The organism is Intestinibacillus massiliensis (assembly GCF_900155735.1).
Lineage (GTDB): Bacteria > Bacillota > Clostridia > Oscillospirales > Butyricicoccaceae > Intestinibacillus > Intestinibacillus massiliensis.
Window position 1 is genome coordinate 32,858 of record NZ_LT707057.1, and the last position, 15,710, is coordinate 48,567.

Below are 15,710 nucleotides of genomic sequence, written 5' to 3' on the forward strand. Positions count from 1 at the left end.
GCAGGGTGGGCAGGCGGAAAATCGCGCCCATGGTCGCGCGCACGACCTTCGGCGCATACGGGTCGGTGCAGCCCTCGCAAAGCACGACCGCGTCGAGCGCGAAGGCGTCCGCCGTGCGCAGGATCGTGCCCATATTGCCGGGATCCTGCAGGCCGTCGAGCAGCAGCACACGCGAAGCGCCCGCGATCACCCCTTCGCCAAACACGGGCGGGACGCAGGAGAAGACCACGCCCTGCGGCGTTTCGACGTCGCTTGCCTGCCGCAGCAGCGCGCCCGGGGCGGAAAACAGCTTGGCGCCCGCCGCCTCAGCCTGGAGCGCCAGCCCGCGGGCGAAGCTGTCCGCGTCCTCATGCAGCAGCACGGTGCGCACGGATACGCCCGAGGAAAGCGCCTCGTACAGCATCTTTTCCCCTTCGCACAGCATTTCGCCGCAGGCCACACGGTATTTCTTTTCGCGCGCCAAGCGGGACAGGTGCCGGAGCGTGCCGTTCTGGCGGCTCTCGATCACGGTCATCGCAGGTTCCCCAGCCGCTCGATGTCGTCGTTCGCGCCGATGACGATCAGCACGTCGCCCGGATGGATGACCTGGTCGGCCGTCGGGGATATCGTGACGATCTTATGCCCCTCGCCGCGCACGGCCAGGACGTTGATGCCGAACTGCGCGCGCACGGACAGCTCCTTGAGCGTCTTGTCCAGCCAGCTCTGCGGCGGGTTGATCTCGACGATACTGAAATCCTGCGAAAGCTCGATAAAATCGATGACGTTGGAGGAAGACAGCGTCTGCGCCAGGCGGTTGCCCATGTCGTCCTCGGGGAACACGACCTTGTCCGCTCCGATGCGCTGGAGCACCTTGCTGTGCAGCTGGCTCTGCGCCTTGCCGATGACGAACTTGACGCCCATCTCCTTGAGCATCAGCGTGACGAGCACGCTGTCCTGGATGTCCGACGCGATCGCGACGATCGCGCAGTCAAAATTGCGCACGCCGATGGAGCGCAGCACGTTTTCATCCTTGGCGTCGCCCACAACCGCATGGGTGACGAAATCCGCGATACGCTGCACCGCGTCCTCATCCATATCGATGGCAAGCACCTCGTTGCCGCGTTTATACAGCTCGCGCGCAACCGCATTGCCAAAGCGGCCAAGCCCGATGATGACAAAGGATTTCATTTTATTTCCCTCCCATGCTTTTTATCCAACAAAGACCTGCGCCTCGGGATAATACAGCTTTGTTTCACGCTGGCGCCCCATCAGCACCGCGATGCCGAGCGTAAGCACGCCGACGCGGCCGAGGAACATCAGCACCATAATCGTAATCTTGGAGACCACGCCGAGCGTCGGCGTCAGGCTCATGGACAGGCCGACCGTGCCGAAGGCCGACGCGACCTCGTACAGGCAGGTGGTGACCGACGCATCCTCGCACGCGAGCAGCACCATCGTCCCGCCCAGCACGAGCACGACGCCGACGACCAGCATCGTGACGGCGTTCATGATGCTGCGCGGCGAAATCGTGCGCCCGAACACGTGGACGCGGCTGCGGCCGCGCACGGCGGAAAGCGCCGTCAGCAGGAGCACCGCGACCGATACGGTCTTGATGCCGCCCGCCGTCGAGCCGGGGGAGCCGCCGATAAACATCCAGATGACGCCGAGCAGCTTGGACGGGCCGGTCAGCGCGGACTGGTCGACCGTGTTGAAGCCCGCCGTGCGCAGCGTGACGGACTGGAACAGCGCCGCCATCGGGCGGCTTTGCACCGGGAGCGCGCCGAGCGTCGCGGGGTTGTTCCATTCCCACAGCGCGGTGAGCAGGCCACCGCCCAGCACGAGGACTGCGGTCGTCACGAGCACGATGCGCGTATGCTGGCGCAGGTTTTTCAGGGAGCGCTGCTCGTACACGTCGTTCCAGACGTAAAAGCCCAGGCCGCCAAGCACGATGAGCGACATGACCGTTATATTGACCACAGGGTCGGTCGCGTAACCGGTCAGCGAAGAGAACGGCGCGGTTTCGCCCATCAGGTCGAAACCCGCGTTGCAGAACGCCGAAATCGCGTGGAACACGCCCTTGCGCACCCCGTCGATCACGCCATAGTCGGCCGCGAAGCGGATGGACAGCGTCACCGCGCCCACGCTCTCAAAGAACAGCGTGCCCAGCAGCACGCGCTTGGTCAGGCGCACGATGCCGGCCATATCGTTGACGTTCAGCGACGTGGTCATGACCATGCGCTCGCGCAGCGTGATCGTGCGGCGCATCAGGAACGAGAACATGGTCGCCATGCTCATGAACCCCAGGCCGCCGATCTGGATGAGCAGCAGGATGACCGTCTGCCCGAAGGGGCTCCAGTAGGTATAGGTATCCACGAGGATCAGGCCGGTGACACAGGTGGCGCTGGTGGCCGTAAACAGCGTGGTCAGCAGGCTTGTCCAATGCCCCCCGCGCGAGGAGACCGGCAGGCAGAGCAGCAAGGCGCCCGTGACAATGATAATTAGGAACCCCACGACCAGCGCGCGGGTCGGGCGGATGGTTTTGCCCTCCCGCGCCCGCCGGATAAGAAATCTGTGCATTTACCACAATCCCCTTCTTTTAAATGATGCCGCCAACACGCCGAAAAGCCTGAACGCCTTTCGCGGCGTCCAGGCTTCCTGTCTTTCTTCAGTCTGCGAGCGGCTTCATGGTCGGGAAGAGCAGCACGTCGCGGATCGAGGAGGAGTCGGTCAGGAACATGACCAGGCGGTCGATGCCCATGCCCATGCCGCCCGTGGGGGGCATGCCGTATTCCAGCGCGGTGACAAAATCGTCGTCCATCATGCTGGCCTCGTCGTCGCCTGCGGCGCGCAGCGCGACCTGGCGCTCAAAGCGCTCACGCTGGTCGATCGGGTCGTTCAGCTCGGAGAAGGCGTTCGCCAGCTCGCGGCCGGCGACAAACAGCTCAAAACGCTCGGTCAGGCGCGGGTCGGACGGCTTGCGCTTGGCCAGCGGGGAGATTTCGACCGGGTAGTCGATGATAAAGGTGGGCTGTACGAGGTTTTCCTCGACATATTCGTCGTAGCACTGCGCGAGCAGGTCGCCCCAGCTGTCCTTGCCCTTTTCGATCTCGAGCCCCTTGGCGCGCACGGCTGCGAGCGCCTCCTCGGGGCTCATGGCCATAAAGTCCAGCCCGGCGTATTCCTTGACCGCGTCGGCCATGGTCATACGCTTCCAGCCCTTGGAGAAGTCCAGTCCGATGCCCTGGTAGGTCACCTTGGTCGTGCCGAGCACCTTTTCGCACACGTGCACGATCATATCCTCGGTGATGTCCATCATGCCCTCGTAATCGGTGAAGGCCTGGTACAGCTCGATCGTGGTGAACTCCGGGTTGTGCTTGGTGTCCATGCCCTCGTTCCGGAAAATGCGGCCGATCTCATAGACCTGCTCGAAGCCGCCGACGATCAGGCGCTTCAGGTGCAGCTCGGTCGCAATACGCATGTACATATCGATATCCAGCGCGTTGTGGTGCGTGATGAAGGGGCGCGCCGCCGCGCCGCCCGGGATGGTATTGAGGCAGGGGGTCTCGACTTCCATGAAATTGCGGGAATCCATGAAGTTGCGGATCTCGCGCACGATCGCCGAGCGCTTTTCAAAGGTGTCGCGCACCTCGGGGTTTACGATCAGGTCAACGTAGCGCTGGCGGTAACGCATATCGGTGTCCTTGAGGCCGTGCCACTTTTCCGGCAGCGGGATCAGGTTTTTGGACAGCAGGGTCAGCTTGTCGACGGAAACCGAGATTTCGCCCTTCTGGGTGCGGAAGACCTCGCCCTCGACGCCGATCAGGTCGCCGATGTCGAGCTTCTTGTACGCCTGATAGGCCTCCGTGCCGATCACGTCGCGCTTGACGTAAAGCTGTATGCGGCCGTACCGGTCGGACAGGTCGGAGAAGGACGCCTTGCCCATGATGCGCTTGGACATCATACGGCCCGCGATGGAAACGCGCTTGCCCTCAAGCGCGTCGAACCCGTCGCGGATATCCTTCGTATAATGGGTGCGCGAATAGCGGACCTGCTGGAAGGGGTCGTTGCCCGCGTCCTGCAGCTCCTGGAGCTTCTCGCGCCGGATGCGCCGCAGCTCGTGCAGCTCCTCCTGGGTCGGCTCTGCGTGGTTCTGTTCTACTGCCATTTCTTTATCTCACCTTTACTACAACAATTCCAAAGCCGGGCGCCATGCCCGCGCGCATTTTTTACTTCTTGATCTCGAGGATCTTGTACTGGATCATGCCGTCCGGCGCCTCGACCTCCACGACCGAGCCGACCTTCTTGCCCAGCATCGCCCTGCCGAACGGGGATTCATCGGAAACCTTGCCATCCATCGGGTTGGCTTCCTGCGAGCCGACGAAGTGGTACTCCTCGGTCTCGCCGAACTCGATATCCTCTACGACAAAGCGGCAGCCCGGGGAAACCTCGTCCGCCGCATACAGGTCGTCCGTAATGATGACGGCGTGCGCGATGACGTTTTCCAGCTCGGCAATGCGGGAAAACAGCTTGCCCTGCTCGTTCTTCGCCTCGTCATATTCCGCGTTCTCGGACAGGTCGCCGAAAGAGCGCGCTTCCTTAAGCTGCTCGGCAACCTCCTTCTCGCGGACGGTCTTGAGCTCCTCAAGCTCCGCCTTCAGCTTCTCCAGGCTCTCCTGTGTGAGCTTAAATTCTTTCGCCATTGCGTTTACCTTCTTTATTCTTATCAGTATTTTGGAAAATCGGTTACATACTCCCTATTATATGAAGCGATTGCCGCAATGTCAAGCAACCAAATCCCGGATGGTTATTTTTTTATAAATGTGCCGATTGCAAAGGCCTGCGAAAGCCCGGGATTGTTGGAAGCGACTGCGGCAAGCACCGCTTCGCGGTCGGTGTCCCCCAGCGGCTCATAGGGGCCTGGCACGGCGAGCAGGCCGTCAAAGTCACAAAACCGCGCCGCGCCCGGGCAGAGCGCGACGGTTGACACGCCGTGCAGGCGCACCCGGTACCCCGGCGGCGGCGCGTCGNAGCAGCACGGCGGTATCCGGCCTGCGCCCCAGCAGCCGGTCGAGGATTTGCCCCGCCATCGCGCGCATCAGCGGCCAATGCGTGAGCTTATCCATATTGTACCGCGCAAGCTGGGCGTTTATGTACCGGTCGTCCGGCGCGGCGACAGCCTGCGCCCCGCGCAGCGCCAGCAGGCGCAGGCTCTGCCGGACCATAATCCGGTCGACGAGCGCCTCCGTGCCGTGCAGCTGCAGCACCGCAGCCAAAAACGGCGTATTCCCCAGCACCTCCGTGCGCTCCGTGCGCGCGCGCGGCGCGGCCGCGTCAATCCGGAGCCGTACCATCCCCAACATTGCAATCCCTCCTGCCTGTCCTTTGTCCCATCCCTATGCGGGCGCGGGGCAAAAAAGAACGGGCGGCGTGCTTTCCACGCCGCCCGATAGGATCACCGATCGCCCAGCGCCTGCAGCGCCGCCTGCAGCTGGTCGTCGTCGCCGGGTTCCAAAAACTCAAAATTACTGTACTTCTCCTCCGGGAGCGCGATTTCGACATCCGGGGTGATGCCGACCCCGGCGAGGTTCTTGCCCTTCGGCGTATAGTACATCTGGTCGGACAGGATGAGCGCCGAGCCGTCCGACAGCGGGTACTGGCGCTGGGAATAGCCCTTGCCGATCGTCTTGTCCCCGACGATGACCGCCTTGCCGTACTCCTGCAGCGCGGCCGGGAAGAATTCCGCGGCGCTGATGGATTCGGCGTTGACGAGCACGGCCATCGGCAGGTCGATCTCATTTTCGTCTGAGGTATATTCTTTGCCGCCCTCGCCGCCCTTGGGCTTCAGCGTGATGATCGGGCCTTCCGGCAGCAGCCTGTCGAGCATATTCGCCAGCACGGTGACCGAGCCGCCCGGGTTGAAACGCACGTCGAATACCAGCTGGTCCGCGCCTTTATCCAGCAGCTCCTGGAGCGCCTCCTGGAACTGGGTGTCCGCGCCGCCGTCAAAGTCGCGGATACGCAGGTAGCCGATATGCCCGTCCAGCATCTTGCCGCGCACCGTAACCTTATCCACCTTTTTGCGCTCGCAGGTGATTTTATCGGTTTCACCGTCCGCATACCGGACAGTCAGCACGACCTTGGTGCCTTCCTTGCCGCTGACCGCGTTTACCACCTCGTTATAGCCGTCGTCCTTGACCGTTTTGCCGTCCGCGCCCAGGATATAGTCCCCGCGCCGGAGGCCTGCCCGCTCTGCCGGGGAGCCCTCATACACGTCGCTGATGTGGATCGCCTGCTGCCCCTCGTCATAGGATACGGACACGCCGATCCCGACGAGCTGGCCGCCGAAATTGAGCTTGTATTTCTCAAACTGCTCCGCGTTCAGGTAGCTGCTCCAGCGGTCGCCGATGCCGACGACAAAGCCGGTCGCCGCCATATCGACCGCCTCGTCCACGTCGTAGGTGCCGACGTAATGCTCGTCCACGGTCTGCTTGATCTCGCCGAGCTTGCCGTACAGCTCCTGCTGCGCGGTGTAGGACGGCAGCAGCCGGTTAAGCCCGCTGCGGCAGCCCAGCAGCGTGACGTTAAAGGTACCGACGGCGGTCAGCGCGCACAGCGCGACGGCCGTCCCAGCCGTAATATGTTTCTTCATCTCGTGCTCCTGTCAGGTAAATAAGGGGGCGGCGATCCCGGTTAGAACGCCGCCCCCATCTGTTCGTTTGTAGCCGGTCAATTAAAATACTGCATGGGGTTGACCGTGGACCCGTTCACGTAGACCTCAAAATGCAGGTGGTTGCCGGTCGAGTTGCCGGTCGAACCGACAAGGCCGATCACCTGCCCCGCGGAAACGTGGTCGCCCGCCGACACCAGGCGCTTGGACTGGTGCGCGTAGGCCGTCATCACGCCGCCGCCGTGGTCGATCACCGTGTAGTTGCCGTACGAGCTGGACATGTAGCTCTTGACCACCGTGCCGCTCTTGGCCGCGACGATCTGCGTCCCCTTGGGCGCGCCAAGGTCGGTGCCCGCATGCAGCTTGCGCTTGCCTGTGATGGGGTGGATCCGGTAGCCGTACGGGCTGGTAACGCTGCCCTTGCCGTATCCCGGGAGCGGCCAGGTAAACGTGCCGCTGACTGGCGTGGAACCGCCGCCCGAGCTGCCGCCGCCCTGCTGCGCCTTGCGCTTCGCCTCCTCGGCGGCCAGGCGCGACAGGCGCTCGATCTCGGAGTTGATGGACTCCTGTTCGGCCTGCATCTTTTCTTCCTGGGCCTTCTTCTCCTCGAGGTTGGCGTTGAGCTCGTCCATCAGGCGCTCCTGCTCGGATTTTGCGTCTTCAAGCGTTTCGTACTTGTCCTGCAGCGTGCCCTTGTAGGAGACCTCGTCCTCCTTGTCCTGCTCCAGCGAGGCCTTTTTCTGGACGATGTCCTCCTTGGCGGCCTTATAGTCCGCGACGACCTTTTTATCGTAATCCATGATCTGGCTGACCTTGTCAAGGCGCGACAGCATGTCGCCCAGGTCGCCGGAATCGAGCAGCACGTCCAGGTAGCTCACATCGCCGCTCTCGTACATGACGCGGATGCGGGTCGCGAACAGCTCGCTCTTTTCCGCAAGGTCCTGTTCCGCGACCACAAGCTCGGCTTCCTTGTCCTCGATCTGCCCCGCGAGCTTGTCGATCAGCGCCTCGGTGGTATCGATCTCGTCCTGCGTCAGCTCCATCTGCTTGTCGAGCGCCGCCTTGCGTTCGCTTGCGGCGTCCAGCTTGTCGCCGAGCGCGGCAATCTCCTTCTTGACCGCCGCCTTCTGGTCGGCGATGCTGGAAAGCTGCTTTTTTAGGCTGGAAACGCTGCTCGCCGCACCCGCATAAAGGAATGCGGATGACAGCGTGGAAAACAGCATGATCGCGGCCAGCAGCAGGGCAATACACCCGGCAAAAATTTTCACATGTTTTTTGCGCATCATAACCTGTCGAAAACTCCTTTAGACGTCCATGAACCTACGGATTGTGAGCACCGAACCGCCCACGCCGACCACCACGCCGGCAATCAGGAACACCCCGAGCACCAGCAGGCGGATGGAAGCGAACGGCACGAAGTCGAAGGACGGCAGCACGCCGCCGACCACCCCGGCCAGTTTGGAATAGACCCCCCACTGTGCGAAGAACGCGAGCGCGCCCGCAAACAGGCCGAGCACCGTGCCTTCAATCACAAAGGGCCAGCGGATAAACCAATTTGTCGCGCCGACCATCTTCTGGATGGCGATTTCGTCGCGCCGCGTGAACATCGCCAGCTTGACGGTGTTTGAGATGATAAAGATCGAAATCAGGCCGAGCGCGATGACCAGCGCACCGGAAACGATCTGGAACACGCGCTGTACCTTGACCAGCATGGAGATCGTGTCCTCGTTGACGCGGTGCCGCGCAACCTCGGGCAGCTTGTCGATGGCTTCTACGGTCTCTGCGGTACGGGTCACGTCCTTGAGCGTGATATGGTATTCGTTTGCCAGCGGGTTGTTTGCGCTGTCGAAGCCCTCCAGGATGTCGGCGTTTTTCCCGAGGCTGTCCCGGAAATCGGTCAGCGCCTCGTCCGCGGAGCGGAACTCCGCCGTCGCCACGTTGCTGATGGCAAGCAGCTTGCCCTCCACGCCCCGCGCCTCATCGAGCGTGAGGTTGTCGTCGAGGAACACCACGATCTCGCTCTGCTTTTGCAGGTCGACGATCTTTAGGTCAATATTGTAGGAAATCAGGGCGACGCTGCCGGTAATCAGCAGGCAGGCCAGGATAATGCTGATCGCTGCAAAGCTCATAAAGCCGTGCAGGAAGATATTTTTCAGCCCCTCTTTCCAGTAATAGCTAAAACTGGTATGATTCCGTGTCCGGTTCTTCATATTTATAATACCCACCTGTCTGGTCGCTGATGATTTCGCCGCGGTCGATCACAATGACGCGCTTTGCAAACTTGTCCACAAGCTCTTTTTCATGGGTGACGATCAGGATCGTCGTCCCGAGCTCGTTGATCTTTTCAAAAAGCGTCATCAGTTCGAGCGAGCGCGCCGGGTCGAGGTTGCCCGTAGGCTCGTCTGCAATAATCAGGCGCGGGTTGTTCACCAGCGCGCGGGCGATGGCCACACGCTGCTGCTCGCCGCCGGACAGCTCAAGCGGCCGGACGTCCTTTTTTTCCGTCAGGCCGACCAGCTCCAGCACATAGGGCACGCGCTTGCGGATGGCGCGCTCCGACGCGCCGACGGCACGCATGCCGAACGCCACGTTTTCATACACCGTTTTCTTTTCAATCAGGCGGAAATCCTGAAAAACCACGCCCAGGGTGCGGCGCAGGTAGGGTACCTCGCGCTTTTTCAGCGTGCCGATATTATAGTTGTTGACGACAATCCGGCCTTCCGTCGGGCGTACCTCGCCCGTTAAAAGCTTGATGAGGGTGGATTTGCCCGAGCCGGAAGAACCGACCAGGAAGACAAACTCGCCCTCGTCAATCCGGAGCGTCGCCTTTTTGACCGCACGGGTGCCGTTTTCGTACACCATGCTGACGTCGCTCATTCTAATCACGGTTTTCCCCAGTCCTCCTTAACGCCGCGCGTCTGTCCCTTAGTTGTTGCTGTTGTTGCTCTCTTCGCGGCTCGCCAGGTACTTGCGCACCATCAGGGCAACCTTAAAGACGATGGCATGGTCGAACTCGCGCAGGTCCAGCCCGGTCAGCTTCTTGATCTTCTCCAGGCGGTACACCAGCGTGTTGCGGTGCACGAACAGCTTGCGGGAGGTTTCGGAAACGTTCAGGTTGTTTTCAAAGAATTTCTGGATGGTGAACAGGGTCTCCTGGTCGAGCGCGTCGATCGAGCCCTTCTTGAACACCTCGCTCAGGAACATTTCGCACAGCGTGGTCGGCAGCTGGTAGATCAGGCGGCCGATGCCCAGGTTTTCAAAGCTGATCACCGACTTTTCGGTGTCGAATACGCCGCCGACCTCAATCGCCACCTGCGCCTCCTTAAAGGACTTGGCAATGTCCTTCATCTGGGAGGAAATCGAACCGATGCCGATGATGGTCTTGACGAGCAGTTCCGAGGACAACGCGTCCTCGATGGATTTGGCGACCTTGACAAGGTCCTTGTTCTCGCTGCCGGGCTTGACTTCCTTGACCAGCACGATATCGTTCTCCGAGATGTGAAGGACGAAATCCTTCTGCTTGTCCGGGAACAGCCCCTGGATCACGTCGATCGCGGCCACGTCGGCGCGCTCGACCTGGCGGATCAGGAATACGACGCGCGGCACGTCGCTGCCGAAGTGCAGCTCGCGCGACTTGATATAGATATCGCCGGGCAGGATATTGTCCAGGATAATGTTTTTGACGAAGGTGGCCTTGTCGTGCTTTTCATCATAAAGGGTCTTGATGTTGTTAATCGCGACGGAGGCCAGCGAACACACGCTGCGCGCCAGTTCGTCCTCGCCCTGTACAAAAACCGCATATTCAAAGCGCGTCGAGCGGTCGGCAACCGAACGGTATGTATAGCCGCCGAACCGGATCATATCCCCCGCGTAGCCAAGCTCAGTAACCGCGTCCTCGCGCATTTCCCCAATCCGGGGCAAATCGGTGCATGCAACCACCGCGCCGGAAGCATCTACGATGCCGATGGTGCGATCCACCGTATCTTTCATTTGGAGAACAATCGACTGGAACAACCTCGAAGCCATTTCCATCACCTTTCCTTCTCTTCGTATTTTCTACTTCCGCACCCCATTTGTGCGCGCTGAAACCTTTCTCCCCATCCCTTTGGTTTCCATGCTCTGACATTGTACACAAGAAACCCGTCTGAATCCTATGCATTTTAAGAGATTATATCATATCCCTCGCTATTTTTACACAAATTTTTTCAGATTTCTTTGTGAATTTTTAAAAAGATGCCATATCGTAAGCTAAATTCTGTAAATAATGGATAATTCACTCTATCCCAGAGGCCGCTTTGAGCGCCCGTACTTCCCCTTCGGTAAGCGCGCGGCACGCCCCGGGTGCGAGCGCCGGGTCGAGCGTAAGCGGCCCCACCGAAAGGCGGCGCAGGGTAACCACTTCCCCGCCAGCCGCGCGCACCATGCGCTTGACCTGGTGGAAGCGACCCTCGCGCAGGGTGATGCGCACATATTGCAGGCCGTCCGCCGCGCCTTCGGGCGCGAGCAAAGCGGGGCGGCAAACCGTCCCGTCTTCCAGCACGACGCCCTGCGCGAAGCGCGCCTGCGCATCCGGCGCGAGCGCGCCCCTGACGCCCGCCAGGTAGACCTTGTCCACGTGGCGCCGCGGCGCGGTCAGCGCATGGCTGAAGGCGCCGTCCGTCGTCAGCAGGAGCAGCCCCTCGGTGTCCTTGTCCAGGCGGCCGACCGGGAACAGCCCGGCCTTCTGCAGGCGCGCCGGCAAGAGCGACAGCACGGTCTGCTGGAAATTATCCTGCGTGGCCGTTACGACCCCAGCAGGCTTATTGAGCATCAGGTAATAATGTTCCTGGTAACGGACTTCCTCGTCCCCCACGGCAACTTTGTCGGCCTGTGGGTCGACCTTGCGGTCGGGCGACCTGCAGACTTCCCCGTTGACCGTAATCTTCCCGCCGCGAGCCATCGCCGCGATTTCACGCCGCGAGCCCCAGCCCAGGTTTACCAGCATTTTGTCCAGACGCAACTGCGCCATTTTGAAACCCCCATTTTTGTTCATAAAATAATCCTACCACTTTTTTGCACATTGCACAATAGCTAATGCGAAAAAAAGCAATTTGTACGCAGGTCATCCAAATAGGTTCCGTTCATACGGCAAAAAAATGCACCCGGCCTCCATTGGCCGGGCGCACGCCCTTTTCACGATTCTGCCGGTATTTCCGTAATGCCGTGGGTGAACCCGTCGGCCTCCGGCGCGCTGATGTCCGCTGCGATCACCTTATCTTTATAGAGCAGCAGGCTGGCGGTCACGCCCTCTTTGCCGCCCGGGTAGCTGGCCAGCGTATAAGTATACAGCATGGCGCGCTTGCCCTTGTATTTTTCCAGGTCAAGCCCCTGCTTTTGCTGCATCTGGTTATACGCCGTATACGCGTCGTCAAACTTCTTGGGCACCTGCACTTCCATTTCGACCGTCGGTGTGTCCTGCACCTCCCAGCCGTACGCGCGCAGGTAATCCACCCGCTCCCCGTTGGTCTTGAGTTTCTGCGACAGCGACGCCGCGCCGGCTTCCGCGCTCACGGTCTGTACGGCACGCGGCGCGAGCGCCGTGATGCCCCAGACGACCGCGGCCAGCGCCAGCAGGCCGATGACCGTCTTTTTCAGCGTCACCTTGGTTGCATAAACAATCATGTCCGTTCCCTCCAAATATGTCCTTACCAAAAGGATATGGGGGCAGGGACAGGTTTAGAACCCGGGCGTGCAGGCGGCTTTTTGCCGCGCCCGTCAGCGCGGCAAAAAAGAGGGGGCGGCCATGGCCGTCCCCTCCCAGGTTGTATCTTATTCGTTGTCCGCAAGGCGGTCCTTGCTCTCGGCGATGATCTTTTCCTGTACCGGTACGGGCGCCTCGTCGTAGCGCTCGAACTGGGACGTAAAGCTGCCGCGCCCCTGCGTCATGGAACGCAGCGTGATCGCGTAATCCGACAGCTCTGCCATCGGCGCTTCCGCCAGGATCTCCTGCTGGCCGTCGTCCGTCGGGTTCATGCCCATGATGCGGCCGCGGCGCTTGTTGAGGTCGCCGATCACGTCGCCCATGTAGCTGTCCGGGACGACAACCTTCATCGAGCAGATCGGCTCCAGGATGACCGGGCTTGCCTGCGGGATGCCCGCCTTATAGGCCAGGCGCGCCGCCATCTTGAAGGACAGCTCGTTGGAGTCCACGTCGTGGTAGGAGCCGTCCGTCAGGACCGCCTTCAGGCCTACCATCGGATAGCCCGCCAGGACGCCGTGCTCCATGGCCTCGCGGATGCCCTTCTCCACCGCCGGATGGAAATTCTTCGGGACGCTGCCGCCGAAAATCTTTTCCTCGAAGAGGAAATCGCCCTCGGCATACGGCTCGAAGTCCATCTTGACGTGGCCGTACTGGCCATGGCCGCCGGACTGTTTCTTGTGCTTGCCTTCCACGGAGACCTTTTTCCGGATCTTCTCGCGGTACGGCACGACCGGCGCCGTCAGTTCGACCTCTACGCCGAATTTATTCTTCAGCTTGGAGCACAGGACGTCCAGATGGATGTCGCCCGCGCCCGAGATAATATGCTGCTTGGTTTCCGGGTTAAAATAGCTGTCGAAGCTCGGGTCCTCGTCGCGCAGCTTGAGCAGGCCGGCGGAAATCTTCTCCTCCGTGCCCTTGACCTTGGGGGCGATGCCCTGCGAGTAGCACGGGGGCGGCAGCTCGATGCCGTCGAGCTGTACCTTGCGGACCGTCATGGACAGCGTGTCGCCGGTCTTCGTGGTGACCAGCTTGGAAACCGCGCCGATATCGCCGCAGCCGACCTCCGGCACCTCGGTAGTCTTTTTCCCGCATACGGAGAAGATATGGCTCATCTTCTCGTTGGCGTCCGCGCGCTTGTTGACAAGCGCCATATCCTGCTTGACCGTGCCGCTCATGACCTTAAAGAAGGAGAAACGGCCATACTGGTCGGTCGTGGTCTTGAACACCAGCGCGCTGGTGGAGCCGTTCGGCGTGCAGGCGATCTCAATCAGCTCGCCCTTTTCGTCCTCGCAGACCTCGACCGCAGCCTCGTCCGGGGACGGCATGTAATCCGCGATGCCCTTGAGCAGCGCGTAAGAGCCGATGCCGACCGCGGCGGAGCCGCAGAACACCGGCGCGATGACCATGTCGCGCACGCCCTGGCGCACGCCGGCGATCAGTTCATCGTCAGAGAATTCCTCGCCCGCGAAATAGCGCTCCATCAGTTCCTCAGACAGTTCCGCGACGTTCTCGCAAAGCGCGGCGCGGTGCTGGTCGACGCGCTCGGCCATGTTCTCCGGGATCGGGATCTCGACGCGTTCGTTGCCTTCCATCTTGTACGCCTTGCGGATAATGCAGTCGACGACGCCGACCGTCTCGCGGTTGCCCTCGAAAATCGGGACGACCACCGGGCAGACCGATACGCCGAACGCCTTCTGCAATTTATGCAGGGAGGTATAGTAATCGGAATTCTCCTCGTCGATCTTGGAGATGTAGAACATGCGGGGCATCTTGCGATCCTGCACGCGCTTCCACGCCTTTTCCGTGCCCACGCTCGGGCCGGCCTTGCCAGGCACCACGATCAGGCCGCTTTCGGCCACGCGCAGCGCGCTGAGTACCTCGCCCTCAAAATCAAAGAAGCCGGGGGTGTCCAGCAGGTTGATTTTGCAATTCATAAACTCGACCGGCGCGACGGACGTGCTGATCGAAAACTGTCTCTTAATTTCCTCCGCGTCAAAATCGCAGACGGTATTGCCGTCGGCAATCCTGCCCTGGCGGTCGGTGATGCCCGCGGTGAACAGCAGGCTCTCGACGAGAGAGGTCTTGCCGTCACCGCCATGTCCCATTACGCAGACGTTCCTGATTTTGTTAACCGGAAAAATAGCCATAAGTTTACACACTCCCTGCGAATAAGCTCTCATGCATTATGCATAATGCTGGTTGGATCAAGTCCTTGTTTGTAATTATACACTATTTATACCATGAGTGCAATGATTATTTTGTGCATTCTATCCTACTCATAATCCGCCGCTACGGCCACCTCCCCGCGCCGTGCCGGAAAACCGCGCCTTTGCCCCTATTATATTGTCAGTATCGTACAAAAATGCCCGTTTACAAAAGAAAAACCGGCGGGAAACCCGCCGGTTTGTGTCAATATTTTTTCCGCGTATGGAAGGTGATAAAGAACACCGGCACATACCACAGGACAAGGTACAGCAGGATGTTTTTCGGGGTCAGAGCCGTCACGGTGAACAGGAACGCCAGGTAAAATACCAGCAATATCCCGCAGACCCCGGAGAACGCGCCGAGCGCCAGGTTGGCGCGCACCGCGCCCGCCAGCTTGTCGGCGGCCTGGAGCATCTGGGTAAAGGGCGTGATGCCGTCATGCGACAGGATGCCGCAGACCGCGTCGTCCTTGACGTAGGAAGGCTCGGTCATTTCAAAGGCGCGGCCGCCCTCCTCATCCGCCGTGGCGCCGTTGCGCAGCTCGAACAGGCTCTCGACCATCGCCGGGCTGATATTGAAATCCCGCGTGGCAAGCAGCGGCTTGATGCGCAGGCGGCTGAGCGCATGCAGCGCGCCATAGGTCTGCGCCGTGGGGTGGTAGGTGAGGTTGAACGCGCCCGCGAGCTGGCTGTTAATCACGACGAAGACGGCGTTTTCCATGCCGTGCACGTCGCGCAGGCGCACGCCGAGCTTGGTCAGGAACGCCGCGGTGCCGACGAGCACGCTGTCCCCGCCCACGTCCGCGGACAGGCCGCCGCTCTCATACTGCAGCACGTTCTGCGCCTTGACCGGGCGGCCGTACTGCTCGCGCAGCGACTCCGCGAATACGCGGCCGATCTCAAGACCCTGCCCGCCCGTCACCGCGGCGGCGTAGGCAAGCAGCTTTTCCGCGCTGTAGTTGCCGTAATTCTTCATGCCGTCGACCGTGACGGAGCCTGCCGGGAACAGGTCGCCGTCCGACAGGACGGCCTGGCGGGTCTTGCGCAGGCGGCGCGCGGAACGCGCCCCCGCGATCGCCGCGCCCTCGCCCAGCAGGCGGCGCGACACGTTGCGGTAGGC

13 protein-coding genes and 1 pseudogene are annotated in these 15,710 nt (G+C 61.0%); all 14 read right to left on the minus strand.

What is annotated here, in order from left to right:
• The coding region (locus tag CZ203_RS14625; RefSeq protein ID WP_200809443.1) for a TrmH family RNA methyltransferase at positions 1 to 514 on the minus strand (514 nt) is incomplete at its 3' end.
• Positions 511 to 1,167: a potassium channel family protein gene (locus tag CZ203_RS06095; protein ID WP_087065261.1), complete on the minus strand. Its 657-nt coding sequence runs from the start codon at positions 1,165 to 1,167 to the stop codon at positions 511 to 513. The genes CZ203_RS06095 and CZ203_RS14625, both read right to left, overlap by 4 nt.
• A gap of 21 nt (positions 1,168 to 1,188) precedes the next feature.
• Positions 1,189 to 2,556 carry a TrkH family potassium uptake protein gene (locus CZ203_RS06100; protein ID WP_087065262.1) on the minus strand — a complete coding sequence of 456 codons (1,368 nt, stop codon included), beginning with the start codon at positions 2,554 to 2,556 and terminating at the stop codon, positions 1,189 to 1,191.
• 88 nt (positions 2,557 to 2,644) lie between these two features.
• The gene (gene lysS / locus CZ203_RS06105) at positions 2,645 to 4,144 is read right to left on the minus strand and encodes a lysine--tRNA ligase (protein ID WP_087065263.1); all 1,500 of its coding nucleotides are present in this window, start codon (positions 4,142 to 4,144) and stop codon (positions 2,645 to 2,647) included.
• Positions 4,145 to 4,205: 61 nt separating this feature from the next.
• Positions 4,206 to 4,679, minus strand: a complete 474-nt coding sequence (gene greA / locus CZ203_RS06110; protein WP_087065264.1) for a transcription elongation factor GreA — start codon at positions 4,677 to 4,679, stop codon at positions 4,206 to 4,208.
• A 752-nt stretch (positions 4,680 to 5,431) separates the two neighbouring features.
• Positions 5,432 to 6,628 (minus strand): S41 family peptidase, encoded by a 1,197-nt coding sequence (locus CZ203_RS06125; RefSeq protein ID WP_087065267.1) that lies wholly within the window; start codon positions 6,626 to 6,628, stop codon positions 5,432 to 5,434.
• Positions 6,629 to 6,705: 77 nt separating this feature from the next.
• Positions 6,706 to 7,932, minus strand: coding sequence for a murein hydrolase activator EnvC family protein (locus tag CZ203_RS15345; protein ID WP_087065268.1), 1,227 nt, complete (start codon positions 7,930 to 7,932; stop codon positions 6,706 to 6,708).
• An 18-nt stretch (positions 7,933 to 7,950) separates the two neighbouring features.
• Positions 7,951 to 8,856, minus strand: a complete 906-nt coding sequence (gene ftsX, locus CZ203_RS06135) for a permease-like cell division protein FtsX (protein ID WP_087065269.1) — start codon at positions 8,854 to 8,856, stop codon at positions 7,951 to 7,953.
• A complete protein-coding gene (gene ftsE, locus CZ203_RS06140; RefSeq protein ID WP_087065270.1) occupies positions 8,822 to 9,532 on the minus strand; it encodes a cell division ATP-binding protein FtsE in 711 nt (236 codons plus the stop codon). Before ftsE ends, ftsX begins: the two co-directional genes overlap by 35 nt.
• A gap of 39 nt (positions 9,533 to 9,571) precedes the next feature.
• On the minus strand, positions 9,572 to 10,672 hold the full coding sequence (locus tag CZ203_RS06145) for a PucR family transcriptional regulator (protein WP_087065431.1): 1,101 nt from the start codon (positions 10,670 to 10,672) through the stop codon (positions 9,572 to 9,574).
• 247 nt (positions 10,673 to 10,919) lie between these two features.
• Positions 10,920 to 11,654: a pseudouridine synthase gene (locus CZ203_RS06150; protein WP_087065271.1), complete on the minus strand. Its 735-nt coding sequence runs from the start codon at positions 11,652 to 11,654 to the stop codon at positions 10,920 to 10,922.
• A 164-nt stretch (positions 11,655 to 11,818) separates the two neighbouring features.
• Complete coding sequence (locus CZ203_RS06155) at positions 11,819 to 12,307, minus strand: DUF4830 domain-containing protein (RefSeq protein ID WP_087065272.1); 489 nt, start codon at positions 12,305 to 12,307, stop codon at positions 11,819 to 11,821.
• 147 nt (positions 12,308 to 12,454) lie between these two features.
• A complete protein-coding gene (fusA, locus tag CZ203_RS06160) occupies positions 12,455 to 14,533 on the minus strand; it encodes an elongation factor G (protein WP_087065273.1) in 2,079 nt (692 codons plus the stop codon).
• Positions 14,534 to 14,795: 262 nt separating this feature from the next.
• Positions 14,796 to 15,710 (minus strand): annotated as a pseudogene (locus tag CZ203_RS06165) (hypothetical protein); the annotation flags it as partial.

What these genes read in the sequence shown, in the direction of transcription:
- CZ203_RS06095 (WP_087065261.1), bottom strand. Translation starts at nt 1,167, where the DNA reads ATGAAATCCTTTGTCATCATCGGGCTTGGCCGCTTTGGCAATGCGGTT.
- CZ203_RS06100 (WP_087065262.1), bottom strand. Translation starts at nt 2,556, where the DNA reads ATGCACAGATTTCTTATCCGGCGGGCGCGGGAGGGCAAAACCATCCGC.
- lysS (WP_087065263.1), bottom strand. Translation starts at nt 4,144, where the DNA reads ATGGCAGTAGAACAGAACCACGCAGAGCCGACCCAGGAGGAGCTGCAC.
- greA (WP_087065264.1), bottom strand. Translation starts at nt 4,679, where the DNA reads ATGGCGAAAGAATTTAAGCTCACACAGGAGAGCCTGGAGAAGCTGAAG.
- CZ203_RS06125 (WP_087065267.1), bottom strand. Translation starts at nt 6,628, where the DNA reads ATGAAGAAACATATTACGGCTGGGACGGCCGTCGCGCTGTGCGCGCTG.
- CZ203_RS15345 (WP_087065268.1), bottom strand. Translation starts at nt 7,932, where the DNA reads ATGATGCGCAAAAAACATGTGAAAATTTTTGCCGGGTGTATTGCCCTG.
- ftsX (WP_087065269.1), bottom strand. Translation starts at nt 8,856, where the DNA reads ATGAAGAACCGGACACGGAATCATACCAGTTTTAGCTATTACTGGAAA.
- CZ203_RS06145 (WP_087065431.1), bottom strand. Translation starts at nt 10,672, where the DNA reads ATGGCTTCGAGGTTGTTCCAGTCGATTGTTCTCCAAATGAAAGATACG.
- CZ203_RS06150 (WP_087065271.1), bottom strand. Translation starts at nt 11,654, where the DNA reads ATGGCGCAGTTGCGTCTGGACAAAATGCTGGTAAACCTGGGCTGGGGC.
- CZ203_RS06155 (WP_087065272.1), bottom strand. Translation starts at nt 12,307, where the DNA reads ATGATTGTTTATGCAACCAAGGTGACGCTGAAAAAGACGGTCATCGGC.
- fusA (WP_087065273.1), bottom strand. Translation starts at nt 14,533, where the DNA reads ATGGCTATTTTTCCGGTTAACAAAATCAGGAACGTCTGCGTAATGGGA.